Below are 23,822 nucleotides of genomic sequence, written 5' to 3'. Positions count from 1 at the left end.
TCCTTCAACGCGACTTTTCGCGCAGCGATACGGCGACCGCCGCAAGAATGATCAATCCGCGCACGATCATCTGATCGGAGACGGACAGGCCCATCAGGATGAGGCCGTTGTTCAGCATGCCCATCATCAGCGAGCCGACCAGCGCGCCGACAATCGATCCCTTGCCGCCGTTGAGCAGGGTTCCGCCGACAATGACGGCCGCTATCACCGTCATAAGGTCGGTTTCGCCGAGCGTATATTTCGCGGCCTGCAGCCGGCCGGCATAGAGCAGCCCGGCAAGGCCGGCGAGCCCGCCGCTTATGGTCAGAACGGCCAGCCTTATCTGCGCCACGCTGATGCCGGAAACACTGGCGGCACGGCTGTTGTCGCCGGTGGCCAGCACATGGGCGCCGAAGCGCGTCTCGCGAAAGACGAGATGCGCGATCGCAACGACAATGACCGTCCACCAGATCAAGGACGGAACACCCAGCAAAGAACCCGAGCCGAAGAAGCCGGTGAAGGCGTCGTTGGTGACCGGGATCGACCGCAAATCGGTCATCGAGCGAGATACGCCGGCAAACAGCCCGAGCGTCGCCAGCGTTACCAGGAATGAAGGCAACTTGACGTAAGCCACGAGGGCGCCGTTGAGCAGGCCGATCAGCAGGCCGGCGCCGAGGCCAGCCAGCACCCCGGCCACCAAGCCGCAGGCGTTTATCGCCACCGCGGCAGCAAGAGCTGCCACGGCAACGATCGAACCTATCGAAAGATCAATCTCGCCCGCCGACATGACAAAGACAAGGCCGATCGCCATGATCGTCACGGGTGCCGTCTGCAGCACGATGTTCGACAGGTTGCGAACCGTCAGAAAACCGCTGTCCTTCAGTACGATCGCGAAGAACAGAAAGATCGCCAGAAATCCGAGATAGACGACATATTGCTGCAGGTTGAAGCGGCTGACCAAGCTCGCTGCCCGGCCGGGGCTGGTGTTGATACTCGACATTCTCACTTCCTCCGGCGGGGCGCCATTGTCTGCCGCTACTTCATGGCGGCCGCGATGGTCGCGGGCACGTCCTTGTTGAGGGACCGCTTCCACCCGTCCTTGACAGTGTCCTTGGTGACGGCGAGGGAATCGACCACCATGAACGGCGCGGCCTTCTTGCCGATCAACGAGGCGGCCGTGGCGCGTGCGAGCGTCACGCCGATGTCATAGGCTTCGTCTGCGATGAGTGCCGCAACGTTGCCGCCTTTCACCATGTCCAGTGCCGCCGGTTCGTTCAGGTCGAGCGTGACGATCTTGGTGTGGCTGTTGCCGGCCGCCCGCAATGTGGACAGCACGCTAAGCGCCGGCTCAGCCCAGGTGACGTAGATACCATCGAGGTCTGGGTGCTGTGTGATCATCGCCTGCGCGATTTCCTCGCTGCGCGCGGGGTCGGCCATTCCGGCCTCGGCTACGATCTTCATGTCCGGATAGTCCTGCTCGATTGTGTGCTTGAATGCTCCATCGCGCTGGTTGGTGACGTAGAAATCGGCATCGTGAAAGATGTAGCCGACCTTGCCCTGCTTGCCGAGCGCGTCGGCCATTGCGATCCCGGCCTTATTGCCCATCTGGAAAAGGTCGTCCGAAACGATGGTCACATAGTCCTTGTCGTGAACGTAGCCTGCTGGCGAATTGTCGACGAATCCCAATTTCACGCCGGCCTGGCGCGCAGGATCATAGACGGTGGCCGCACTTGCGGGATCGACCGGTAGGGACAGTATAATCGAGGGCTTTTTGGCGAGTACTGTCTCGACGTCGGATTTCTGCCGGGCTGCATCAAAGCCGGCGTCGGTCTGAGCGACCACCGTGATGCCGAGCCGCTTCAACTCGTCCTGGGCGCCGCTGTTCACCGCGTTGGTGTATTCGCTCATCTCATGCCAGACCAGCGCGGCGGTGTATTTGCCGTCCTTGATCTGCTGCTCCTCAGCTGGTGTGAGCACGACGCTCTTTGCCGGCGTCGGCTTTTCCCCGTTCGGTCCCGTGGTGGTGCCGTCGGCTGCGAAGGCGTTGGCGGCGACGAGCGCTACCAGTGCCGACAACATTCCAATTGCTGTGCGCATGTCAGTTCCCCTTGTTTTTATGGTGTCGGCGGCCCTCATTGGCCGCCGGCATTCGCCTGTCACTTGGCCGCGTCGAGCACCGATTGCGGTGCGTCGCGGTTCAACGAATCCTTCCAGCCCTGCGCAACGTTCTGCTTGGTCACGGTAAGCGCCGGGGCAACGACGAAGGCCGGCGTCTCCTGGCCGAGCAGCGCCTTGACGCCGACAGCGGCCATGGCGCGACCGAGCTCATACGCCTTGTCGGCCACCAGTGCGGTCACATTGCCGCCCTTGACCATATCGAGCGCCACCGGTTCGGCGAGGTCGAGCGTGACGATCTTGGTCTTGGTGTTTCCGCTTGCCCGCAAGGCCGACAGCACGCCGTCGGCCGGTTCGGCCCAGGTGACGTAGATGCCGTCAAGATCGGGATGCTGCACGAGCATGGCGCTGGCCAGCTCTTCTGCCCGCGCCGGATCGGAGATCCCCTGCTCGGCGACGATCTTGATACCGGGATAATCCTTCTCGATCGTTGTCTTGAAAGCCTGGTCGCGCTGGTTCGTCACATAGTAACTGGCGTCGTGGAAGATGTAGCCGACCTTGCCTTTGCCATCGAGCGCCTTGGCCAGTGCATCGGCCGCGTGCTTGCCCATCTGGAACAGGTCGTCAGTGACGATGGCGGCATAGTCGGTTCCGTGCTTGTAGCCTTTCGGCAGATTCGAAAGGAATACCAGCTTGGTGCCGTCGGTGAGCGCCTGACGGAAAGCCTCGGCCGAAGTGACCGGATCGAGGGGCAGCGACAGGATGACGTTTGGCTTGGCTGCGAGCGCGGTTTCGATGTCGCTGCGCTGGCGCGCCGCGTCAAAGCCGGCGTCGGTGGTCACGACGATCTGAATGCCAGCACGGGCAAATTCATCCTTGGCGCCGGCGCTGACCGCATTGGTGAAGTCGGACGAGGTGTGCCACAGCAGCGCGGCCTTGTAGCCCTTCTCCTTCACTGCGGCCAGATCTGTGTCCGACAGAGTAACCTCGGCGCTGGGCGTCGCCGTCTCGCCGCTCGGTCCCACTGTCTGTGCGCCGGCTCCGCCGGCCAACAGCATCAGACTGCCTGCAAGTGCTGTAGCAACAAGTCTGTCTATCAGCATGGTAGTTCTCCCATTTTCGCTCTCAGTTGTCCTTTATTCCGTAACGCCGCAATACTCCGCCATGAACCGGGCGAAGCCTACGATGCCCGCCAGATATTCCTCGACATCGACGTGTTCGTCGAAGGTGTGGCAGTTGCGAATGTCGCCTGGCGCGCAGTACACGGCGGGGATGCCGAGCCGGTTGGTGAAAAATGATGACTCTGACCAGAATGGCGCGCCTTCGATGGCGCCGCGACCAGCCATCGATCGGGCCATGGCGGCAGCAAGGGCGCCGACCTCCGGCCTGTCAGGTGCAATCTCGGCGGCGTTACCCCCGAGCGGATGATCGCGGCCTGCCGGATAGGCGAACGCCAACATGATTTCAGGATCGGTGATGGCGCCGCGCACCACTGCCTCGATTTCGGCGGCGGCCTCGTCCAGTGACTCGCCGGGCAACAGCTTGCGGATCAGCGACAACGTGCAGCGTTCGGGCACCGCGATGTAGCCTCCGCCCGCAAGCCCGGTGATCAGCAGGAAGCCACGCCCAATCAGCGGGTGCTCGGCTCTGGTTGCAACATCTTCCGAATGCTTCCACAGCGCGCTCATGACGGCGTGGCTTGCACGCAAGGCATCCTTGCCGAGTTCGGGTACGCCGAAATAGGCCGATCGTCCGGTGACGGTGATGTCGGTAATGAAGAAGCCGATTTGGGCCGGATAAACCGAAAGGCGGGTAGGCTCCACATAGACGATGAAATCGGGCGCCACGACTTCGCCTCTCTCGATGCGGCCGACGAAGTCCTTGATGCCGGCGGAGACGCCGATTCCAGGCTGGCCGCTCTCCTCGTCGCCGACGAAGGCAAAGGCAACGTCGCCGGCCAGTTCGATGTCGGCCGTGTCGAGCAGAGAGAGTGCCGACAGCGCGGAGCAGATGCCGGCCTTGAGGTCGCCGGCGCCGCGGCCCCAGATCTGCCCGTCGATCATTGGCGCGGCAAACGGATCCTGCCTGGCGGTGCCAGCCCAGTGCTCGCGCCAGCCCTCGACATGAACCGTATCGGTGTGGCCGATGAAGAGCAGCCGCTTGCCGGCGCCGGCACCTTTGCGCTCACCCCAGACATTGGGCCGGCCGGGCGCGAATTCCGCACGCCGAATTTCGCTCAAGCCAAGCATGCGCATGCGGTGTTCAAGGAAGGCGACAAAGTTTTCTTCGTGACCGGTTATGCTTTCGCGGCCGATTGCCCCCTGCAGAAGCTCCACCGCTGCGTCGCAATCGAGGGCGGCGCGCAAGCGGGCGGTGATGTCCTTTGAAGCGGTCATAGCGTGGCCTCGCGCAGCACGGCCGAACTGGCTGGGGGAAGCGAAATGCGTCCGTCGGGCGCGTCGACGCCGAACAGTTTGTTGTGCAACTGGCCGAGCCCGATGGCGGCGGCGCCGATGAGCGCTGCCCGCGACCCGAGTTCGCTGGCCTCAACGGCGATAGGATAGGGGAAGCAGCGCGGCAGCAGGTCCCTAACGCGCAACAGGATTTCCGGCCGCAGCCCGATCGAGCCGCCCAGGACGACCTTTTGCGGATTGGCAATTGCCGCTATGGCCACAATGCCTTGCGCCAGGTAGCGCGCGGTTTCGTCGAGCACCGTCGCGGCATGCCTGTCTCCGGCCAATGCACTGTGGAAAATCGTCGGCACGTTGACGATGTTGCCCGTCAGCGCCGCGTAGCGTTCAACCATGGCGTTGGTTGCGACCACGCGCTCGAAAGCGCCGGCGCGCAACGATGTCGGCGCGAAAGGATCGGCGCCAATCGGCAAAAAGCCCATCTCGCCGGCTGCATTGCTGGCGCCCCGCACCAGATTGCCTCCAACCATGAGGCCGCTGCCGATGCCGGTACCCAGCGCTATGAAGGCGAGATTGTCGATACCGCGGCCGCACCCCTGCCAGTTCTCGCCGAGCACCGCCAGATTGACATCGTTCTCGATCACCACATGAAACCCGAATGCGTGCTCGAAAGCGCGAACGACATTCATTGTGCCAAAGCCGGCAATATTCGGGGCAAGCAGGACGCGGCCGGTCTTCTTGTCGGGTGCACCGGGAACACCAATCACCGCCAGCCTTATCTTTGTGCGCGAGATGCGGTGCCTCTGGGCCGCCTGAAGCGCTAGATCCACGATCTGGTCGACGACGAACTGTCCGCCCCGAGGATCGGTCGGCGCCGTTTCCTCCGCGAATATCTGGCAGGCAAGATCGGTGAGGGCGACCCGGACTTTGGCGCCGCCGAGGTCGACCGCCGCGATGTAGGCCGCGTTAAATACGAGTTCGTAAGTGACAGCCGTGCGTCCGACATGTCCGCTCGTGCGCCCCGTTTCCTGCACCCAGCCTTCCTGCTCGAGTGTCCTGACGATCTCAGAGATTGTCTGCTTAGACAAGCCGGTCTGCTTTGCGATTGAAGCGCGCGAGATCGGCCCACCTTGCACGATCGCCTCCATGACGGAGCGCTGCGAGAACTGACGAGAAATGCGTGGCACGTCGTTCAACAGCAGCTCCGATTAATTCGTTCTGTCACCGAACTTAATAATCATTTTGGACGGCAGTCAACTGGCCGCTCAAAAGAGGGGTTTGTACACCGGGGAAAAACAGCAGCGCTGGCGATCTAACGTCCCGGTGAAAAGCAGGAAGCCCTTCGAAGGCGACTACCAGGTGTTACCGATTTGCGGCGTTGGTGGCGATGACCAAGCTGCGTCGCCGCACCCGATCGTCGACCGCTCGCTTGCCAAGCTCAGGAAGGTGAAGTCGTCCGATATCGGCATCGTCGTCGCCGACGGGCTCATCAATTGCGAGATTGCACCGCAATCCATCGATCGCCTGGCGGTTATGCGAGGTTCTCCTTGGTTCGATGGGCATGTCACTGCCTGACTTCATCGGGGATGCCGAGGCGAAAGTCGCCGCCAAACTCATCGCCGCCGCTGCCGATGACGGCGCTAAGGCGGTCCTGGGAGATGTCGACGCTCACAAGAACGCCTGGGCCGCCAAGAGCAACGAGGAGCGCACCACGCTCAGCCAGTCGGCGGCCGGTTGGGCAATCCGCCCGGCCGGCCATCGGGTGAACTGTCCATCGTGCGCTTCCCAAGCTTTGGTCGTGGGTGAGCCCGTCACTGCGCCGACACAGAAACTCGAGGACGGCGAGATCACCGAGACGCAGATATCTGCCCAATCGTTTCGAGTGCATCGCCTGCGGCTTGATGATCAACGGCTTTTCGCGCCTCGCTGCGGTTGGCCTGGAGAGCGCTACAAGAAGACCCAAGTCTATGACGCAGCGGAATATTATGCGCCGCAGGACAACTATGAAGGCTATGAGGATGACAACAACGAACGTTGATCTGCGGAAAAGTGCGCAGGGCAGGGGCATGACCCGTACTGGACTGGTCGCTTCCGCTCGGCGCGAGCCCTCATTCGACGGGGCTCCATTGCTCGACCGTAATACCAGTGCATTCGGCAAAAGCAGATCGAGAATGCGGCCGAGCAGACTGGCGACGCCCGTAGACAGGCATGACTTTCTCGCATTTCAGATTCGAGAAAGTCCTTGACTCTTGACGCCTCTGCGCTAGCGGTGGTAGGGGAACTCGTCCCGCTCGTCCGCGGTGTTTATGCACGATCAGGCGACGACGTTGAGCAAGCAGTTTTAGGCCACGCCGTACGCATCGCGCGCTACCTCTATCCTACTGCCTATCTATCATCGGCCTCTGCCCAACTTCTTGCTCCCACACCTGACGGCCGCCTGTTCGTTAGCGGTCGGCGTAATCAACGAACCCGGCTACGGACGCTCGAAATAATCCAAAACGAGGCGCCTCCCCATCCTTCGACTGCCTCTGCGGTGGTAGGGGACGATCTTGGCGAGCTGCGAGTTGACGTTTCCTCGCCGCGCCAACGCTTCCTGGAAGCATTCCGCTTGCGGAGCGAGCATGCTAGCGCCATCACCGAACTGATGCGGGCCGACATGGCGGCAAGACTCATAGAAGAACACGGCTCGCCACAGGTGGCCGCTGACGCGGTCTGGGCGTTGGCCCGCGAGAACGGATGGTACCGCGAAGGGGAGGGCGCTGAGCGTTATCTGATTGCGCGCCCGGCGGCGGCCAAGGGCCCCGTTAACAAGGCGGCCCTGGATTTCCTTGTGGCATGGCATGGGGATCCTCTCGGTCGTCTAATCCACGATGGATTCGAGTGGCGCTGGAAGCCTGTGAGGCGCAGCGGCCCGCCACTCGTTCGACAGACTGCACCAGGCAAGCTGCCGGCTTTCATCGAGTCGCTCCTCCCAGAAGGATGGCTCGCGCAAGTGCTCCGTCAGCGGGATGAACGCGAAGCGCTGCGAAGCGGCAAGCGCTACATGTCAAATATCGCGGTCGTCGAGAGCCAAGCCGAGCTTAACGTCCTGCCGCGAGACGAACTCGACACCAAACTTGTCGCGTTCACCGACGATGGGCGCTTCACTGGTCGATACGTCGGCCCGTCGCGAGGCGAGATCCAGGAGACGTTCGAGCACAACTTGGCTCAGCTGTTTGCGCGCGCGGAAATGCCGAGATTATCGGGTGTCCAGATTAAGGCGCCGATGAATTTGGCATCGGACGGCGCGCTGCTACCCGCGATCGATCTGCCATTCACTCACATCCTTAAGCCGGCCGGAACCGCGGGCTTCGAAATGCTGCCGGTCGTCGAATGGCTTTGTCTTGAACTTGGTCGCGCAGCGGGCTTCGAGGTTCCGGCCGCCGCGCTCATCGACATGCCGGATGGGATGTCACCTGCATTGGTCGTCGAGCGATTCGACGTGCGACGCGGGCCCGATGATCGACGCTTCCTAGCGCTCGAGGACTTCTGTTCGGTTCTCGATCTGCCGACCTCAGCCAAATACGACGGCACAATCGAACGCATGGCGCGCGGTTTGCGGCCGCTTTCGACCGACCCTGCCGCCGATATCGAGACCTTGTTCCGCCGGGCGTTTTTCGCGTGGCTGATCGCCGACGGGGACATGCATCTCAAGAACCTGGCGCTCCTCAAGATTGCAGGCCCTGGCTCCAAGCGGTTCGAGACCGTCCGGTTCGCATCCCTTTACGACGCCGTGACGACCCGCGTCTTTCCGGGGCTTGGTGGCGATCGTATGGCGCTGAAGCTCAACGGTAAGGACGACCGGCTTACACGGCAGGACTTTCTAACTCTCGCGCGCACGATCGAGTTGCCGGTCACTCGCGCGGAAGAAGCGATAGGTTCGATCGCCGCTGCCCTGCGCGAAGCAGCGCGCATGCTCGCTCTGCCGTCCTTTGCCGAACGGGCTGATCCCGCTCAAACAGCGGCGGAGCGAGTGAAGGCGATCGTGCGCGACCGCGCTGAGGCGTTTTCATGAGCACCCATGGGATCAAGATCTATGTCGGCGTCACCGATCTAGATTGGTTCGAATTTCTGTCGCGCCGCCAGGACGTTGACGAGGTGAACTTCTGGCAGCCCGGGGGGGCGGTCGCAGTTCCGAGCGCTCCAACCGGGCGAACTGTTTCTCTTCAAGCTTCATAGCCCCAACAACTTCATCGTCGGCGGCGGGCTGTTCGGGCAGGCGTTCACACATCGCCGTATGTGGACGGCTCTCCCTCTTTGTTCAGACGAACTGATATACCAGCCATGCTCTGCCCTTCAGCAACAAACATGTTGAAGATGCCCCTCACAAGCCTGATTTCGTTTGGCGGGCCAGGGACAAGGAGAACACGTTCGCCAGCGAGCCCTTTCTGTTCTCCAGAGCCGAGAACGTAACGGGGCTCCCCATCCTTATCCAGCAACATTCGCCGGACGCCGTAGGGCACGGGTCCCCCTTTGGCTGAATCCGAGACGAGCCTGCTGCAGCTGCGCTCTGGAGACCTTTGGGGACAGCTCGCGGCTGTACTCGCTTGCCATCACCCGTTTCATATTTTTGAGGATTGCAGAGACCATGCTGCCATCGTTATCGAACTGCTCGCCGCAATATTCCACCGCCACGCCCCGCTTCGCGCCTCGAAGCTGACCTCCGTGATTTCGTGTCCAAATGTCGCGTTTCAGGCCGTACTCGGACACCTGAAGAACGCCTTCACGAGATTAGCGAAGCATCGTCACGATGGAGACGGCGAAATCGACGGGGAAGATGAAAGCTGAGCAGTCAGCGACGCCGGCAGAGGCGGCTTCGGCCGTCCCTTCCTGACGTTTGATGGCAATGGATGACGTCAGGGTGCTGCACCACGGCGGCGACGAGCCCGACACCATACCGCAGGCGATCGACGCGACGGCGCCAAGGGCCGTACCTGACTCTATGTTCCCTTCACGATTCTCGGTTTAGTCGGTCGGCGGGGTTGAGCCGCGCCCTCGATGGCCAAAGCCAGCCGCTTCTCGTCTTCGATGGCGCGATCGACTGCCTCAATTTCCTCTTGAAGCACCTTCATCTCGGCTCCGTAGCTGGAGCCGTCGCTGTCCCCGATCTGAAAGCCACTTGCCCGCATTGCGTCGCGAGTATGGTGCACGTTACGGACTCCTTCGCGTCGAGTCGCGACCAGGATTTCCCTGAACTCACCAAGACGTTCAACGTGACTGCGAGCCATTGCGTCCTCCTATTTCATCGTCATCGTCGCCGACGGCGATTCAGAACGGCTAAAACTTACTGCGCAAAAGGTTTAAGTGACTTTAAGAGATACTCTCGACAAAGCATGAGTGCGGAAGCTCAAATTTGAAATTTGAACGTCTTGCAATAGCGTGAAGCGCGGCAGGCGGAAATTGGCTTGGGACCCGACCGATCACAGACCAGGTGCTAGAGGCTGCGCCTGTGCCACCTCCGAAGCTGCGCAATTTACCGACATCGGGTTTTGTGTCGAAGTGCGTCAACGAGGTGAGTCCTAACAACTGCAAAATGTTTGAAGGTTTCAAGAGGCGGGGTGCGCCTCGCCGGCCGTCACAGGAATGAGAACCCCAAACCGGGGGCATGCATTCCATATCATCGTCATGACGGAACTGCCGCCGCAGATCGGAGCGTCTGAACGTCGTCATTTCCATTCTGTCGTCAGGAGCAGTGTGTTCGGGCCAACCCACCCGTCCGGGCTTCCCCACATCGCAAGCTGGTCGCAATATCGGCCCAGGCTGCCTCCTGCGCGGCCGGCGCTAGTCGCGACAGCATCGCCAAGTCGTTTTTCGCTGCGTTTGGAAGAAGGGATACTCTCGCGAACCAAATGGCCGCCTGGCGCAAAAGCGAGGCGGCGGGGCGAGAAATATCGCCTGCCCTTGAAGGTAAGCTGTTGCTAAGTGCCGGTGAGAGGCATGGCTTGCGGTGGGCGTACGGGCACGGCCGAGCGCACCTACTTGAAGGTTTGGAGAAGGCCAACTGTCGGTCTAGCTTTGCAGACGGGGCCGGATGCTGTTTCTCGAGGATTGCGATGATCGTACATTTAGTAGACGGCACATACGAACTGTTTCGCCACTTCTACGGCCAACGCCGGTTCAACAACGGCCAAGACAAGCCGTTTGGCGCCGTCGTCGGCGTGCTGAACACAGTGCTGGAGATGATCGAGAATGGCGCCACACACATTGGGGTGGCTACCGATCATGTAGTAGAATCGTTCAGAAATCAGCTCTGGCCGGGCTACAAGACCGGGGATGGCATCGAGCCGGCATTGCTCGCGCAGTTTCACCCCCTCGAGAAAGCCTTGGCGGCGATGGGAGTGGCGGTCTGGCCGATGATCGAGCTGGAAGCCGACGACGCGCTGGCCTCCGCGGCGCACAGCGCGGCTGCCGATGGGCGCGTGCAGAAGGTGTGCATCTGGACGCCGGACAAGGATCTCGCGCAGTGTGTGCGCGGTGACCATGTGGTCCAGGTAGACCGCAGGACCCAGAAAATTCGCGATGCCGCGGGTGTACGCGAGAAGTTCGGAGTTGAGCCGGCCCTCATTCCAGATTTCCTCGCGCTCGTCGGTGATGCCGCCGATGGCTATCCGGGTCTCGAAGGCATCGGCCTGGTCTCGGCCGCCCGGCTGCTTGGCCGCTACGGCCCTCTTGAAAGCTTTCCGCCTGAAGCCCTCGGCAAGCGTAGAGAGCTCGCGCTTTTATTCAAAAATCTCGCGACGCTTCGCACGGACGCTCGGCTGTTCGATGACGTCGAAGAGCTGCGCTGGCGCGGCCCGACCAAAGCGTTCGAGACGTGCGTGATCCAGCTAACTGACACCCGGCTCCTCGCACGTGCTCTCAACGCTCGCCGAAACTGACTTCGGGAGGCGAGATCTGGAAGCGGCCTTTAAAAGGCCAGCGTCGATTCCCGATCGCACAGGGGCACTGTGCACGCGGGAACAGTCTGGAATAAGACACAGGCAAATGTGCCGGCTGGGGGCAGGCGCTCACACAGCATCTGAGTTGTGGGTGGCGTTCAATGGCATACTAGCGTCCACCTGGGACCTTCAGGAGACTGAAGCTGCCAGCCATTGCAGGAGGAGCAGCCGCGGGATCGGAAACGTTTTGTCAGCAGAAAATAGGGTCATGTTGCAAAGCATCTCTCCGAACGCTGCGCCGGTGCTATGGTGTGCCCGCACTCATCAGACGGCAAGGATATGAGGCATGCCCGCAGTCACCCGCCGTACACTTCTTGCGTTCACCGCCGTTGCGTCTGTCATTGAACCGACGTTTGCTGAAGGCGAAGGTATCTCGCGCGAACTGCAGGCGCTGATCGCAAGGCATGAAACCGCCTATGCCGCGCTCCACAGGGTTGTTCATCGAGCGGGCAGCAACTGGCACGACCGCAAGACGGCAGACCGAATTGAAGAGCAAGCCTTGCTGGCCATCTGTTCCTATCCTGCGACCAGCCGAGGCGACCGCCGGGTCAAGGCCGAGTACCTGTTGACTGTTGAGGCACGAGGCGAACTCGACTTGAAAGAGCACATGCAGGCCATCCTACGCTCAACGATGCGGGGCTGATCGATCGCAGTACCCGCGGGGACCAGACCGCGCGTTGCCGGAGCGCGGCGCGGCCTCGGAGTAATGACGACGCAGACATTCTGTTTGGGTTACCGCGCAGAAAAGGAACCCGAAGATGCGTCAATCCCCCGCGAAGACCGCCTCATCGGCTGGTAGCGAGCCCCCGCCGACGCGGCAAGTATGCAAATTTGGTGAAATTCTCGGAAGCGGCTCAGTTTCGAGAATCGCCAAGGCCTCATCGGATGACTGTGCCTGTCGGAGTCGCTCCCGAACTTGAGATGTCCGAAGCACCCGGCATATTTGCGAAAGGGCAGGGAGGAAGGCGGAAGTAGCAGAGCGCGGCCAGAGTACAGTGTAAATGAGATCGACTGGGTCGTCGTCGGGGCCGTCGAAATCGATAGGCTGGGCCAAGCGTGTCAAAGACGCGACAGGCGAAGAGATCATACCCAGTAGAGCGTGAGGGATCGCGACACCACGACCGATGCCCGTCGAGCCGAAATCCTCGCGGTCGAAGAGACTACGGAGAACCACCTGCTCGTCAAGCCCGGCTCTTCGCGCAATTCTGATCGCGATTTTTGTCAAGGCTGATTGCTTTCCTTTAGTCGCAAGGTCAAGCGAAATGTCTTCTTCTGACAAGATGGGGCAGACCGTCAGAGTAACCTCAATGTGGATCCCAAACGCGATCGCAAATGGGGTGCAGCGCACTGCTTGGCCAGCGCAGAATTCACCGTCGGATAAGTGGCTGTCCCGGACGCGAAGCCAGGGCCTTCTCGCGTCCGGGCTAATAGCCCGTTTTGAGGCGTTTCGGCTCTCGCGGGAGAAGGCAGTATTTCGGGCTTCAGGTGGGTGGCTCTTCAGTGTTAGCGAGGCCGGCATGACCTCACATCAGGTCTTCAACCATCCGCGCACATTTCCCCAGACCTGTGCTGGTCCCTCTTGTTCTAAGGAGTCCCTGTTCAGCCGCGGCCGCCTTGAAGGCCTCGAACGCAGCTTGCTGGCTGCAATGCCCGGCGAGCGATTCCTCGACCATTCGGATCGCCTTGAGCCGCCCCGGCTTTCCCATTCTAGGCCATGGCTGCTGAAGCACCTTCATTGCGTCGGCTATGGACGCGACCACCGTCAGGTTGCGATTGAGGCAAATTGTAATTGGACTGAAGGCCCGCATTCTTGTCGCTCCCCACGATTGAACGCGGCTAAACGCGAAGACAAGGGCAGTGGTTGCATGAATGTGGATCACGGCGAATTCAAAGAACCGCTGGCCGATGCGATTGAGGCTGAGCAGGCTCTCCTTGGGCCCGGCTCTTTGCCTCGCCGGACCATCCTTCTCGTCGAACAACAGGACCCGACCGGCAAAAAGCATCTGCGCACCGTCCGACGCCGCGAACCATTTTTCGAGTTCGTCACGCCGCTTGCCCGACAGCTTCTCAAGTACACCGCGACGAATTCGGCGACTGTGAGGGAGGAGATGAAAAGGTTATGGTCGTTTCGTTCGGCTGTCCTTTAGAGCAGGGGCTCCGAGTCGGTTTGTATCGAGCAGATGTCGCATCAGATCTTGACCTGGAGATCGGCTCCGGCAGCCGGGATCGGCGCAGCGCGGCAACGATGCCATGTTCCTTCGGCGGCTCACCGACGATGGTCTGGCTGACGGCCCCGCGAAGGCGCGAAGCATCGGGGCCTTCTTCTGCCAGTCGGGCGAGCCAACTTTCTTTGGCTGGGAGGGCGGCGCACTGCTTCGGCTCCGAACTGTTGACACATGCACCAAGCTGACAGACCGGAAGCGGCGGCGTGCCCTGACGTCATGGAGACTAGCCCCGCTCCCGAAGCCCGCAGATTGTGATCTCGTTGGCTATGCAGAGCATCCAGCCGTCGTTTCCGAGCGGGCGTTCGTGTTTGGGAAGTGCATCTCGCACGCGCTCGCTAGACGACCACCGGCGGCTATAAATACCTCTCGGCGGTGGGCCGTACTGAGCCGGCGGCGGAGTTTCAGCTTTCGGCCCAACAGCGCTCTGCCGGCCTTGATGCACTCACCACCCTCCAGCTCGCGTGTTGGTGGCCGGAAAATCGCCACTACAACCGCCATCGACTCAAAGTCGAAAGCTACACGCCTGAGGCGCTGTCATTGGCTGAGATCCGGAATAGTCGGTCAGGCTGATAGTCTTGATTGTTGCCGCCGTGCGCCGGAGCAGGGCAGCACGCTCCGCCATCGTTCATTGACGGGCTTCGTTGGCCGGGTGTAGCAGCTCGGATACGAACAGGTCTACGACCGGAATTCCAGTTCCCCCAACTCCTCCTACGTTACATTAGCAGTTGCGGAACCTTCTGCGCATTCGTCGGTTGGAATCTCGTACTCCACCGACCCCTAGCAATTGTGTTCCGCTGTTGGGTCACTTAGCCCGCCGGTTCCGGCCGGCGGGCTTTTTGTTGTCGTGGTGGAACACCCGTTTGCGACGATGGTTCGGTTAACTAGGCGGGGAGCGCGGCTGAGAAAAGAGACAAGTGAGAGAGAACCGAACATCGATGCTGTACGAGCACTGATCGAGGCTGAGCGCGCAGCACGAGATGCAAAGACCGCTCGGATCGGGGAGTGCGCTTGGAGGCTGCAAGGGGGCACCCCTGTGCAACCGACACCGAAGAGGAGCCGGAACGGCAAGCACGCGTGGTCGAACCGAAGCGCTGCGTGCGCTACACGACGCAGATCGATAGGGAACGGATGGTCATTTTCGTCCTGGCGAAATCGCCGCTCGAGTTCCGCGCGGCAAGTCGATCTCGTCCGTCATCATCTCCAACATGACGAGGTCGTCAATGTTGGAATGGCCGCCTTGCCGCCACACCCCTTCGGCCAGTGACTGCAGAAAAGCCATGACGCCGGCGAACGGCTAGCCAGCTCGGCCTTGTCGGGTCGAATTCCTGCTTGGGGAACGGTCTGCCGGAATTGTTCGCGCGAGGCAGCAGGATCGGAAAGAGACACATATGGCAGCAGCCCAATGGTTTGTGATTGTCGGTATCTTAACGTCAGCGCCGGGCACGCCGTTCGCGTAGGACTGTCACTACGCGGTGTTTTCAGCCTGCAATCAGTGCTCCCCTTCGCCCTTCGCAAGATAGTTATGCATGTCACTTGCCGCGACCGCTGCGTGCCCGAACGCGACGGCAAGCTGGTTGATCTCGTCGACGACATCTCCAGCTGCATAGAGTCCCGGCACGGCGGTGCGCTGGTGCGAATCCACGACAAGATTGCCGGCTCGGTCACATTCTGCACCAAGGTCGGTCGCTAGCCTCGAGCGGATGATCGACCCCATCGCAGGGTAGATGGTGTCAAACGAGAGCGTCCTGCCGTCGACGAGTTCGACAACTGCCCGACGGCCCTCAGCTGAAATTGCGTCTCGGGCGCATGCGCCGAACTCGATTCCAGCCCTTTTTAGCCTAAGAACGTCATCCGGGCTGGGCTGGGCTGCATCAGCAATCAGCAAAGTTACGTCTCGAGTGAAGGTCCGCATGAACAGCGCCTTTTTCATTGCGTGTTCGGCCGGTCCGATGACGGCCACCCGTTTGTCAATGACCTCATAGCCGTCGCAGATAGGGCACAATCGCAAGGCTCCGGCTTTAATCATGTCGGCGGTGCCCGGAACGTCGGGGAGGCTGTCGACGACACCAGTGGCAATAAGCAGTGAGCGGGCATGAATGGGAGATGAAGCCTGCGCTAAAAATCCATTCTCCGCGATGCGAATGCCCACGACCGTATCGCACACCCAATCTGCGCCGTGCCGGGTGGCCTGCAGTTTGAGGCGGTGAAGCAGGTCAGGGCCGGTGATTCCGCGCGGGAAGCCCGGGCAGTTGCGCGTCAAGGGAATCCAGTTTGCCCGGCTTTGACCTGCATCGACGACAACTACCCGACGCCGAAAACGTCCAAGGTAGGTCGCGGCCACGAGGCCTGCTGGCCCGCCGCCCACAACCAGGGAGTCAAACATCCGATCGCGGCGCGCTTTGTCTCTGTCGACCATTCAGAAATCCTGACACTGCAAAACCGCACCGTGAGTGCACCGTGGACCACGTTGAAAGGAAACGCCGAACCGCCAATTTGGTTACCAAGTATTGGTTGCTGGGGCATAGCTGCATGCTTCCCACGTTGCGTTCGACCCGGCGCTCAGGAGTATGCTGGCACGAGCCTGGCTCGCGCAATGGCAACGCCATGGTGAAATGCAGGCCCTCGGGATTGTCCCTCGGGGTTGTAGTGTAATTCGATCTTTGCATTGCAATGCACGGCAACTACCTTTCCCAGCAATGTCGTTCCAAAGCCTCGCCGCTTCAGGGGCTCCACGGCGGGGCCGTTTCGCTCCTGCCGGTCGAGGTAAACAACCTGCTCAGCCGCGGAACCGCGGATCCACCATCGCACCTTGAGGCGGCCTTGAGAGCGCCGCGTGAGAGTAGCAGCAAGCGATGGTGGACTTCCCGACACCTGAGAGGGCCGATCAAGAGCGAGCTTGTGCCCCGATCGAGGCGGCCGCCGATCAGAGTGTCCACGGAATTTCCGCTTAAGGCCGGCGAGCCGTGTTCGGCTTTAGGGTGCTCGGCGGCTACCAGCCGCGCAAAGACGGTAACGACGTCCGGCTGGATGACGAAGTCGTGATAGCCGCCGCGTATTTATGCCCCACGCATCTTGATGACCTGCAAGCGACGCCGCTCGCCACCATGAGTCGGCGTCAGTGGGGCCATCGTGAAGGAACAACAAGGCACTGGCCTCGTTAGAGCCGTACATCCATCGATAGCTTTCAACAGGAGATGAGAATGGCGACGACGCGAAGATCACAGGGCAGTTCCAAGGGCTTGGAAGACCTTTTCTACGATGGTCTGAAGGACATCTACTACGTCGAACGGAAGATTCTGACCGCCTTAAAGAAAATGGCAAAGGGCGCAGAGTCCGAAGAGCTGAAGGCCGCGTTCGAAAAGCATCGAGACGAGACAGAAGGTCAAATCGAGCGCCTGCAGCAGGTTTTCGACGCGTTTGGCAAGAGGGCTCAGGGTAAGACGTGCCCAGCGATCGATGGCATGATCGAGGAGGGGCAGGAGATTTTGGAAGAATTCGGAGACGCTCCAGCATTGGACGCAGGGCTCGTGGCTGCAGCCCAGGCGGTCGAGCATTATGAAATCGCGCGCTACGGCACTCTTGTGACGTGGGCGGGCTTGCTCGGCCTACGAGACGCAGTCCCACTTCTGGAACAGACTCTCGAAGAAGAAAAAGCCACCGATGAGGCGCTCACCCAACTCGGCGAAACTGGCGTCAACGAACGGGCAATGCAGCAGGCCGCGTGAGGTCGCGCATTGCTGGGGTGGCCAATCCGAAATTTGCATCTTCGTGAGCAGCGCAATGGGCGAATTCGGATTTGGCCATTTCCTCTGTCGCTTGCCCGTCGAGCACACGTGTTTTGGCTCTAACCGCATTGTACTACTACGCGCACCAATGTGGGCGCGCCGGTTATGCAAAAACACCAACCCCGCCGCACGCGCCTGTATCGACGCAGCAAGAAGACTCGAGGGCGAGGACCTGCCGGTCATTCTGCCTTTCGAGCGGAGGGGCCTCCTCGACCGGCTGTTGGGAAGGAGGGCAGCATGAACCTGCTCGATATATTCAAGCGCCGCGGCAGCGCGTCCGTGGCGCGCGAGCGCTTGCAACTGCTGTTGGCTTACGAGCGCCGCAACCGCAACCAGCCCGATCTCGTCTCCGTGTTGCGCGAGGAAATCATGGCTGTGAACGCCAGGCAAGGCCAACACCTCGACGTGACGGCAGCCTCATCGAAATCGAAGAGGCGACCGAACCTGGCAAAGGGCGGTCGCCGAACGCAAGTACTTGCGCCATCCCTGGCCGACAGGATGCCGGTATGAACGAGGAACCGGCTCGTCGGCCCGCGGCAGATCCTTCTGGCATCGAGAGCTTTTTCATGGCTGGTTTCGAGTGTTCCTCGCATCGACGTGCCGACGGGGTGCGCCTTGATCTGATCCGTGCGACCTCACATGACACCCATGCATCCGGCGACTATCGCCACTGTGCCGAGCTTGGGCTTCACACGATCCGCGACGGCTTGCGCTGGCACTTGATCGAAACAGCGCCGGGAGTCTTTGACTGGTCGAGCTGGATGTTGGTGATCGAAGCAGCCCAGGCGGCCGGGGTGCAGGTCATCTGGGATATCTTCCACTATGGTTCGCCAGACCACGTCGACCAAGGTGGCCCCGGCTTTGTCGAGGCCTATGTCCGTTTCGCCGCGGAAGCTGTTCGGGTTCATCGCTTAGCCACCGGAGTGGCTCCCCTGGTGTGTCCGATCAACGAAATTTCTTTCTTTGCGTGGGCGGTGGAGGTCGGCTATTTCCCGCGCGCCGGGCAGAATAAGCGCGGATGGTTCAAACGCCACCTTGTCAGGGCAGCGATCGCCGGGACCAGAGCAATGCGGGAGGCCGAACCCAGTTGCAGGTTCATCTGGGCTGAACCGCTCATCCATATTGCTCCTCGTGACCGCAGTCGCGCCGAGCGGCGGCGCGCCGAAAATGCTCGTCAGGGCCAGTTCGAGGCTTACGACATGCTGGTCGGGCGCGCTGAGCCGGAGTTGGGTGGCAGCGAGGACCTTGTCGACGTCATAGGCCTCAACTTCTATCCGCACAACCAATGGTACTTGAATGGGCCAACGATACCGATGGGACACCACGAATACCGGGCGCTTTCGGAAATGCTGGTCGAGGTCGACGAGCGCTACAAGAAGCCGATGATTATTGCCGAGACCGGCGCCGAGGGGTCGGGACGGCCGGCTTGGCTCCATTATGTTTGCGACGAAGTGCGCGATGCGATGAGCCTCGGCGCACCTATTCAGGGCATATGCCTGTACCCGGTGACGGCCTACCCCGGTTGGGACAATTCGCGCCACGCCGAAGTAGGCTTGTTCTCCACCATTCATGCGAACGGCTCGCGCACTCTTCACAAGCCGCTTGCCGACGAGTTGGAGCGCCAACGCCGATTGTTCGAGGCCTTCGACAACGAGCCAGCAGGCGCGGTATAGCCCCGCCGATAGTGCGCCGCGCTTTAACTGCATCGGCAACGCGGTAAGCCTAAATCTGTCCACCGAGAAAGATCCTGGGGTCCTTGGCCGCAGCGATGATCGCCTCGCGTGCGACTCTTGGCGACTTTTCACCGCGCATGACGGCAAGGCACGCCTCGATTGTTGCGAGTCTCGACGCTTGCAAGCCGGCTCCGGCCAATCCTTCAGCAGAACCTCGGCCGCGTCCGTTACCGAGACAACAACCCTGTCGCGATCGATCCGGCCGGTTGAACGACTATCGGCTTTGTGAAACGTCTCGTACGCACGACCCCTCCAACGGCATATTAGCTTCGGCTGATCTTTGCGCCATCTCAAATGTTAATGGTCACCGCGAATGCAGCTTAATCCCGGCGCATCGTTCACTCCGCCGCCTCGCGCTGCCTCGGCATCTGCCCGATGCCGTTTACCGGCATGCTCTTTTGAAGGCGCGCGAACGTCGCCAAAGCCTGCCCGACGACCTGATCCATATTGTAATAGCGATATGTCGCCAGACGTCCGACGAACCAGACCTGTGGGCACGCCGCTGCCAACGCTTCGTAGCTCTTGTACAACGCCTCGTTTTCGGGCCGCGGCACCGGGTAATAGGGATCTCCGATGTCCGAGGGGTATTCGTAGGTCAGGCTGGTCTTCGGACTCTTCTGTCCGGTCAGATGCTTGTACTCGGTGATGCGGGTGTAGTTTTCCGTCTGCGGATAGTTGACGACGGCGACCGGCTGAAACTCCTCGCAATCAAGCGTCGTGTGCTCAAAGCGCAGCGAACGGTAGGGCAAGCGACCAAGCTTCCAGTCGAAATACTCGTCGATCGGACCGGTATAGATCATCCGCTGGAAGGGGATCTTGTCGCGAATTTCGCGGTAGTCGGTCTGCAGCATGATCTTGATCTTGGGATTATCCAGCATGCGCTGGAACATGCGCGTATACCCGCCTGCCGGCATTTTCTGGAAAGTGTCGCCAAAGTAGCGATCATCCCGATCGGTCCGGGTTGGGACTCGCGCCGTCACCGACTTGCTCAGCTGGGAAGGGTCAACACCCCACTGCTTCCTCGTGTAGCCGCGGAAGAATTTCTCGTAGAGCTCCCTGCCCACGGTGCTCACGACGACGTCTTCGGCTGTGCGGACTTCTTCCACCGTCTCTCGCCGGGAAGCGAAGAACTCCTGCAGCTGCTCGGATGTCAGCTTAAGGCCGTAAAGGCGATTTATGGTGTCTAGGTTGATCGGTATCGGCAGCAGCTTTCCGTCGACCAGCGACAGCACGCGGTGTTCGTAAGACCGCCATTCGGTGAACTGCGACAGGTAGTCGACGATCGATTGGGCGTTGGTGTGGAATATGTGCGGCCCATAGCGGTGGATCAGGATCCCTGCCTCGTCATAACAGTCATACGCATTGCCGCCGATGTGATTTCGTCTGTCGACGATCAGGACGCTTTCTTGTCGCTGCGATGCGATGCGTTCCGCCAGCACGCTGCCGGCGAAGCCGGCGCCGACGATCAGCCAGTCGAACATGCTCACGCTCCCCTCAGCAACGGCACGACGCTCTTCATCGCGTGGGCGCGCTGGATGTGGGCCGCCATCGCATTCCAGGTCTTCTCCCAGGACATATCGGCGAGGTAGGCGTCGGCTTTCTCCACCAGGAAATCGCGAGGACGCGCCAGGATGGATCGAAGCTTGGCTTCGACATCCTCGGCGTCGACAATGTCGACAAGGCCTTCGGCGCCGTAGGTGCGCACGACGTCGACGATCGCTGTCGAAACCACCGGCAGTCCTGCCGCCAGGAATTCAGGAGTCTTTGTCGGACTGATGTAGCGTGTCGCCTCGTTGAGCTTGAAAGGCATCCAGCCGGCACTCCAATGCCGGAGGTAGCGTGGCAGGTCGGCATAGGACTTGCCGCCCAGCCAATGCAGGTTGCTTGCCGTGGGCAGCCTCGCCGGATCGATCTTGACCACAGGGCCGAGCATGACGAATTGCACGTCCGGCATTGCTGCAGCCGTCTCCGCTACCAATTCGACGTCGAGCCGCTCGTCAATGACCCCGAAATACCCCACTCTCGGGTGAGGTATGTTGGCCTGGTCGAGTGGGTCCTCACCCGGCTCTCTCGCCTGATGGAAATGTGCAACGTCGATGCTGCTTGGAAAAGCAAAGATCGAACGATGCAGGCTTCGCTTGGCCTCGTAAAGGCTCTGCCCGCCCGTGAAGACGACATCGGCACGTTGCAACAGCGCCTTTTCCAACTGCGTCAACTCTGCGGGAGCGTCTTTGAACGCGGAGAGTTCATCCATGCAGTCGTAGACGCAGACGTCACAGGCGAGATGATCGCTGAAGCGTAGCGCCATGGGCGTGTAATACCAGGTCGTCAATCGGTCATGCGGCGTGGAGGCGAGGATCTGATCGACGAACCTGCGCTGGATCGCGTTCGCCCTGGTCGCGGAAGTACCAACTGGGATCAGCGGCGTCACAATTCTGATCGTAGGTGAAACATCGTTCACCCGCGTCGAAGCGTGGCGCCTTTCGTCGAAGATCGGCTCCTCGAAATAAATTAGCTGCTGCTGTTTTGAGGCGAGCGTCAGAATCTGTTGCGGTCTTTGGAATACAAAATTCCATCGGAGGTGGGAAAAGCAAAGTAAAATTGACGACTGTACGGTGGTGTTTGGTTTTAGGGAGGTGCCCACCGCCATTTCCATATAGAAATCCTTCGTTACAATTAGAAATTGCCTCGGCTAACATACGTTAATCGAGGCAGCTTCGAATGAAATTCGCAGCCATCTATATAACTTTCATCCCAGTAAGTTGTTCCATAGTTCCAAACTGTCTCGGGCGAGGCCAGCGGTCCGCTCCATTCCGGCCATGGCTCAACAGAGAAGGTCAAGCCGAACGACCCTGCATCCGGCTGACATGATGGCCGCTCCAGAAGCTGAAGCCCCGCGCCGTGCGTGACCTCACCCAAAATGTGGCGCATTGCCACAGAACGGTTGAAATCGTTCAATCGTTCAACAACCGTTCATGGGCGGAGTTATAAATGAGGGCTGCGAATCGATTCGGCTGAGTCACGCAGACGGTCCAAATGAAAGGGGTCCGCGAAACAATCGCGGGAATGCTTGCGAATGAAGATCGACTTTGAAACCAACGTCTTTCCACTGTTTCACCCGCAGGCGGTGGATGATCTGAAGGACCCTTGTCCGGTGTTCGATGGCACGCTCTGGCACGTCTTCGGCTCCAGCGGCACCGTCACAACCGAGAGCTGGAAAATCCTCCACGCCACAGCGCCGGATCTTTATGGACCCTGGACAGAGCACGAGGCGATCGTTTTGCCGGTAACCGGATCGGGCATTGCGGCGCCCGGCGTCATTCATGAGTGCGGCGTCTTCCACATGTTTATCCAGACCGAATTCATGAAGTCCGGCGGACGTTGCGAGCACGTGGTGTCCAATGACGGCTTTCATTGGGTCGTGCTCAATCCGGCGATATTGTCGCTGCCCGACACCGATGAGGACGGCATCTACGATCCCCACCCCGCAATCATCGGAGGCAAGCGCTATATCGTCTATTCAGGCATGCCAAAATTCACCAGGGTGCCCCAGCCTGATGTCTATCTGGCGCGCAGCCAATCCGATTCCTGGTTCGGGCCATGGAAACGTCTCGGCAAAATACTCGATCATCTCGACGTGCCGCATCACAATGCGCGCGAACACCCGGATTACGAATGGGGGATCGAAGGCGCGCAGCTCGTCGAGCTCCCGGACGGTCGTGTGCTTCTTAACGCCACCTGCTTCCTCCCCGAAGGTCCGCGCGGCAGCCGGCAGCGCGTCTTCTTCGCCATCGCCGATGACGTCAAGGGTCCCTACGTTTCCGTTGGCCCCGTTCTCGACCCTGGTGAGCCCGGCGAGAATGGCCATTCGACCGTAATGATCGAAGGCCGGCAATTGACTTTGTTCTACCAGAGCAGACGCGAGACGACGAACCACCGCTGGCGATATGGCTTGGCCAAGTGCGACTTGGATCGGCACATACTTTCCAGAGTAGCCTAGAGAACGTGATCCAATCGTAGCCGCTGGGCTACCCACCTCGTCCAGGTCGCATTGCCGACGGACGCCGACAAAACCCAAGAAAGGCACAGATTAAGCTTGCTCATCACAATGGTGCTGCCAGTCGCCGTTTCGGATCAATGGTCGTCAAGCGATAACGGATGGGCTAGATGTCCCAGGCGGATGACGTAGGCAGTCGGCGAAGCCTGCGACGAGGCAGGTTGAGAGTATAAAATGGATCAAGGTAAGCTGGTCGTCAGATAATACATTTAAATTCTCTCTTCGAACTCCTCGGTGAGACCAGTCGTGCCAATCGGTTTCTCAGCGCCGGTGACAAGATAGCCGCAAGTCTGACCATTGGATGCGAGTTGGCTAGATGAAAGGAAGCAGCTGAAATTGGGTTCACTATTTTTCAAACCGGGATCGATGATATCAACCGGTTTTGATCCTGAGCAGGATGTCCTGATCGTAATTTCCAAAGCCCTTGCCGAAAATGTTGATCCCGCCGGGGCGCCTGGCGTCGTCCTTGACGCCGATACGGACGCGGATTGAATGATGGCTCTTCAGATCGAGTGCGGCGAGGCCGGTTTCGGAAATCCT

Annotated in this window: 22 protein-coding genes and 3 pseudogenes; 11 read left to right on the top strand and 14 right to left on the bottom strand. The window is 60.3% G+C overall.

Annotated elements, in window-relative coordinates; genetic code table 11:
- Positions 1-4 precede the first annotated feature (4 nt).
- From NKH29_RS07490 to NKH29_RS07470, 5 genes are read right to left on the bottom strand one after another with little or no spacing between them, the layout of a single operon-like run.
- On the bottom strand, positions 5-979 hold the full coding sequence (locus tag NKH29_RS07490) for an ABC transporter permease (protein WP_023717074.1): 975 nt from the start codon (positions 977-979) through the stop codon (positions 5-7).
- A gap of 35 nt (positions 980-1,014) precedes the next feature.
- Positions 1,015-2,076, bottom strand: coding sequence for a substrate-binding domain-containing protein (locus tag NKH29_RS07485; RefSeq protein WP_031193416.1), 1,062 nt, complete (start codon positions 2,074-2,076; stop codon positions 1,015-1,017).
- 59 nt (positions 2,077-2,135) lie between these two features.
- Positions 2,136-3,197: a substrate-binding domain-containing protein gene (locus NKH29_RS07480; protein ID WP_352589191.1), complete on the bottom strand. Its 1,062-nt coding sequence runs from the start codon at positions 3,195-3,197 to the stop codon at positions 2,136-2,138.
- Between the two features lie 33 nt (positions 3,198-3,230).
- Positions 3,231-4,490: a M20 family metallopeptidase gene (locus NKH29_RS07475; RefSeq protein WP_023717077.1), complete on the bottom strand. Its 1,260-nt coding sequence runs from the start codon at positions 4,488-4,490 to the stop codon at positions 3,231-3,233.
- Entirely contained in the window at positions 4,487-5,692 is a 1,206-nt protein-coding gene (locus NKH29_RS07470; protein ID WP_245278510.1) for an ROK family transcriptional regulator, read from the bottom strand. Before NKH29_RS07470 ends, NKH29_RS07475 begins: the two co-directional genes overlap by 4 nt.
- Before the next feature lie 91 nt (positions 5,693-5,783).
- Between NKH29_RS07470 and NKH29_RS07465 the strand changes: the two genes are divergently transcribed.
- The 4 genes from NKH29_RS07465 (at position 5,784) to NKH29_RS07450 (ending at position 9,332) form a co-directional block, all read left to right on the top strand.
- On the top strand, positions 5,784-6,080 hold the full coding sequence (locus tag NKH29_RS07465) for a hypothetical protein (protein WP_352483872.1): 297 nt from the start codon (positions 5,784-5,786) through the stop codon (positions 6,078-6,080).
- Positions 6,067-6,543 (top strand): hypothetical protein, encoded by a 477-nt coding sequence (locus NKH29_RS07460; RefSeq protein ID WP_352999312.1) that lies wholly within the window; start codon positions 6,067-6,069, stop codon positions 6,541-6,543. The genes NKH29_RS07465 and NKH29_RS07460 overlap by 14 nt, the downstream gene beginning before the upstream one ends.
- A gap of 204 nt (positions 6,544-6,747) precedes the next feature.
- Complete coding sequence (locus NKH29_RS07455; protein ID WP_352999310.1) at positions 6,748-8,559, top strand: HipA domain-containing protein; 1,812 nt, start codon at positions 6,748-6,750, stop codon at positions 8,557-8,559.
- A 458-nt stretch (positions 8,560-9,017) separates the two neighbouring features.
- Entirely contained in the window at positions 9,018-9,332 is a 315-nt protein-coding gene (locus tag NKH29_RS07450; RefSeq protein ID WP_023717084.1) for a hypothetical protein, read from the top strand.
- Between the two features lie 152 nt (positions 9,333-9,484).
- Here the strand turns inward: NKH29_RS07450 and NKH29_RS07445 are convergent, their stop codons facing one another.
- Complete coding sequence (locus NKH29_RS07445; protein ID WP_352483875.1) at positions 9,485-9,772, bottom strand: hypothetical protein; 288 nt, start codon at positions 9,770-9,772, stop codon at positions 9,485-9,487.
- 825 nt (positions 9,773-10,597) lie between these two features.
- Here NKH29_RS07445 and NKH29_RS07440 point away from each other — a divergent pair.
- A complete protein-coding gene (locus NKH29_RS07440; RefSeq protein WP_352494320.1) occupies positions 10,598-11,422 on the top strand; it encodes a 5'-3' exonuclease in 825 nt (274 codons plus the stop codon).
- Between the two features lie 346 nt (positions 11,423-11,768).
- Entirely contained in the window at positions 11,769-12,125 is a 357-nt protein-coding gene (locus tag NKH29_RS07435) for a hypothetical protein (RefSeq protein WP_023717087.1), read from the top strand.
- Between the two features lie 120 nt (positions 12,126-12,245).
- Here the strand turns inward: NKH29_RS07435 and NKH29_RS07430 are convergent, their stop codons facing one another.
- From NKH29_RS07430 to NKH29_RS07420, 4 genes and pseudogenes are all read right to left on the bottom strand, one after another.
- Positions 12,246-13,001: a PTS sugar transporter subunit IIA gene (locus NKH29_RS07430; RefSeq protein ID WP_352999309.1), complete on the bottom strand. Its 756-nt coding sequence runs from the start codon at positions 12,999-13,001 to the stop codon at positions 12,246-12,248.
- A gap of 4 nt (positions 13,002-13,005) precedes the next feature.
- Complete coding sequence (locus tag NKH29_RS07425; protein WP_352814477.1) at positions 13,006-13,218, bottom strand: DUF982 domain-containing protein; 213 nt, start codon at positions 13,216-13,218, stop codon at positions 13,006-13,008.
- A gap of 222 nt (positions 13,219-13,440) precedes the next feature.
- Positions 13,441-13,607, bottom strand: a pseudogene (locus NKH29_RS32590) (PIN domain-containing protein); the annotation flags it as partial.
- A gap of 1,589 nt (positions 13,608-15,196) precedes the next feature.
- Positions 15,197-16,123, bottom strand: a complete 927-nt coding sequence (locus NKH29_RS07420) for an NAD(P)/FAD-dependent oxidoreductase (protein WP_352589202.1) — start codon at positions 16,121-16,123, stop codon at positions 15,197-15,199.
- 784 nt (positions 16,124-16,907) lie between these two features.
- On the opposite strand from NKH29_RS07420, the gene NKH29_RS07415 reads away from it, so the two are divergent.
- The 4 genes and pseudogenes from NKH29_RS07415 to NKH29_RS07400 all read left to right on the top strand — a co-directional run bounded on the left by NKH29_RS07415 (position 16,908) and on the right by NKH29_RS07400 (position 19,165).
- Positions 16,908-17,432 carry a YciE/YciF ferroxidase family protein gene (locus NKH29_RS07415; RefSeq protein WP_352494317.1) on the top strand — a complete coding sequence of 175 codons (525 nt, stop codon included), beginning with the start codon at positions 16,908-16,910 and terminating at the stop codon, positions 17,430-17,432.
- Positions 17,433-17,619: 187 nt separating this feature from the next.
- Positions 17,620-17,733: pseudogene (locus tag NKH29_RS07410) on the top strand (septum site-determining protein MinD); the annotation flags it as partial.
- The gene (locus NKH29_RS07405) at positions 17,730-18,002 is read left to right on the top strand and encodes a cell division topological specificity factor MinE (RefSeq protein WP_023717093.1); all 273 of its coding nucleotides are present in this window, start codon (positions 17,730-17,732) and stop codon (positions 18,000-18,002) included. The pseudogene NKH29_RS07410 and the gene NKH29_RS07405, both read left to right, overlap by 4 nt.
- Entirely contained in the window at positions 17,999-19,165 is a 1,167-nt protein-coding gene (locus NKH29_RS07400) for a beta-glucosidase (RefSeq protein ID WP_352999307.1), read from the top strand. The genes NKH29_RS07405 and NKH29_RS07400 overlap by 4 nt, the downstream gene beginning before the upstream one ends.
- Positions 19,166-19,214: 49 nt before the next feature.
- Here NKH29_RS07400 and NKH29_RS07395 read toward each other — a convergent pair whose 3' ends face one another.
- The 3 genes from NKH29_RS07395 to NKH29_RS07385 form a co-directional block, all read right to left on the bottom strand.
- On the bottom strand, positions 19,215-19,304 hold the full coding sequence (locus NKH29_RS07395) for a hypothetical protein (protein WP_352494395.1): 90 nt from the start codon (positions 19,302-19,304) through the stop codon (positions 19,215-19,217).
- 259 nt (positions 19,305-19,563) lie between these two features.
- Complete coding sequence (gene glf / locus NKH29_RS07390; RefSeq protein ID WP_352589208.1) at positions 19,564-20,706, bottom strand: UDP-galactopyranose mutase; 1,143 nt, start codon at positions 20,704-20,706, stop codon at positions 19,564-19,566.
- A 2-nt stretch (positions 20,707-20,708) separates the two neighbouring features.
- Positions 20,709-21,656: a glycosyltransferase family protein gene (locus NKH29_RS07385; RefSeq protein ID WP_245278503.1), complete on the bottom strand. Its 948-nt coding sequence runs from the start codon at positions 21,654-21,656 to the stop codon at positions 20,709-20,711.
- A gap of 645 nt (positions 21,657-22,301) precedes the next feature.
- Here NKH29_RS07385 and NKH29_RS07380 point away from each other — a divergent pair.
- Positions 22,302-23,225, top strand: coding sequence for a glycoside hydrolase family protein (locus NKH29_RS07380; RefSeq protein ID WP_352999306.1), 924 nt, complete (start codon positions 22,302-22,304; stop codon positions 23,223-23,225).
- Positions 23,226-23,654: 429 nt separating this feature from the next.
- Here the strand turns inward: NKH29_RS07380 and NKH29_RS07375 are convergent.
- A pseudogene (locus NKH29_RS07375) lies at positions 23,655-23,822 on the bottom strand (transcriptional regulator); the annotation flags it as partial.

This window comes from Mesorhizobium sp. M1295, assembly GCF_040318135.1.
GTDB lineage: Bacteria > Pseudomonadota > Alphaproteobacteria > Rhizobiales > Rhizobiaceae > Mesorhizobium.
This window is presented reverse-complemented; position numbering and strand designations above follow the sequence as displayed.

What these genes read in the sequence shown, in the direction of transcription:
- NKH29_RS07490 (WP_023717074.1), bottom strand. Translation starts at nt 979, where the DNA reads ATGTCGAGTATCAACACCAGCCCCGGCCGGGCAGCGAGCTTGGTCAGC.
- NKH29_RS07485 (WP_031193416.1), bottom strand. Translation starts at nt 2,076, where the DNA reads ATGCGCACAGCAATTGGAATGTTGTCGGCACTGGTAGCGCTCGTCGCC.
- NKH29_RS07480 (WP_352589191.1), bottom strand. Translation starts at nt 3,197, where the DNA reads ATGCTGATAGACAGACTTGTTGCTACAGCACTTGCAGGCAGTCTGATG.
- NKH29_RS07475 (WP_023717077.1), bottom strand. Translation starts at nt 4,490, where the DNA reads ATGACCGCTTCAAAGGACATCACCGCCCGCTTGCGCGCCGCCCTCGAT.
- NKH29_RS07460 (WP_352999312.1), top strand. Translation starts at nt 6,067, where the DNA reads ATGTCACTGCCTGACTTCATCGGGGATGCCGAGGCGAAAGTCGCCGCC.
- NKH29_RS07445 (WP_352483875.1), bottom strand. Translation starts at nt 9,772, where the DNA reads ATGGCTCGCAGTCACGTTGAACGTCTTGGTGAGTTCAGGGAAATCCTG.
- NKH29_RS07440 (WP_352494320.1), top strand. Translation starts at nt 10,598, where the DNA reads ATGATCGTACATTTAGTAGACGGCACATACGAACTGTTTCGCCACTTC.
- NKH29_RS07435 (WP_023717087.1), top strand. Translation starts at nt 11,769, where the DNA reads ATGCCCGCAGTCACCCGCCGTACACTTCTTGCGTTCACCGCCGTTGCG.
- NKH29_RS07430 (WP_352999309.1), bottom strand. Translation starts at nt 13,001, where the DNA reads ATGCCGGCCTCGCTAACACTGAAGAGCCACCCACCTGAAGCCCGAAAT.
- NKH29_RS07425 (WP_352814477.1), bottom strand. Translation starts at nt 13,218, where the DNA reads ATGAAGGTGCTTCAGCAGCCATGGCCTAGAATGGGAAAGCCGGGGCGG.
- NKH29_RS07420 (WP_352589202.1), bottom strand. Translation starts at nt 16,123, where the DNA reads ATGGTCGACAGAGACAAAGCGCGCCGCGATCGGATGTTTGACTCCCTG.
- NKH29_RS07415 (WP_352494317.1), top strand. Translation starts at nt 16,908, where the DNA reads ATGGCGACGACGCGAAGATCACAGGGCAGTTCCAAGGGCTTGGAAGAC.
- NKH29_RS07405 (WP_023717093.1), top strand. Translation starts at nt 17,730, where the DNA reads ATGAACCTGCTCGATATATTCAAGCGCCGCGGCAGCGCGTCCGTGGCG.
- NKH29_RS07400 (WP_352999307.1), top strand. Translation starts at nt 17,999, where the DNA reads ATGAACGAGGAACCGGCTCGTCGGCCCGCGGCAGATCCTTCTGGCATC.
- NKH29_RS07395 (WP_352494395.1), bottom strand. Translation starts at nt 19,304, where the DNA reads ATGCGCGGTGAAAAGTCGCCAAGAGTCGCACGCGAGGCGATCATCGCT.
- glf (WP_352589208.1), bottom strand. Translation starts at nt 20,706, where the DNA reads ATGTTCGACTGGCTGATCGTCGGCGCCGGCTTCGCCGGCAGCGTGCTG.
- NKH29_RS07380 (WP_352999306.1), top strand. Translation starts at nt 22,302, where the DNA reads ATGAAGATCGACTTTGAAACCAACGTCTTTCCACTGTTTCACCCGCAG.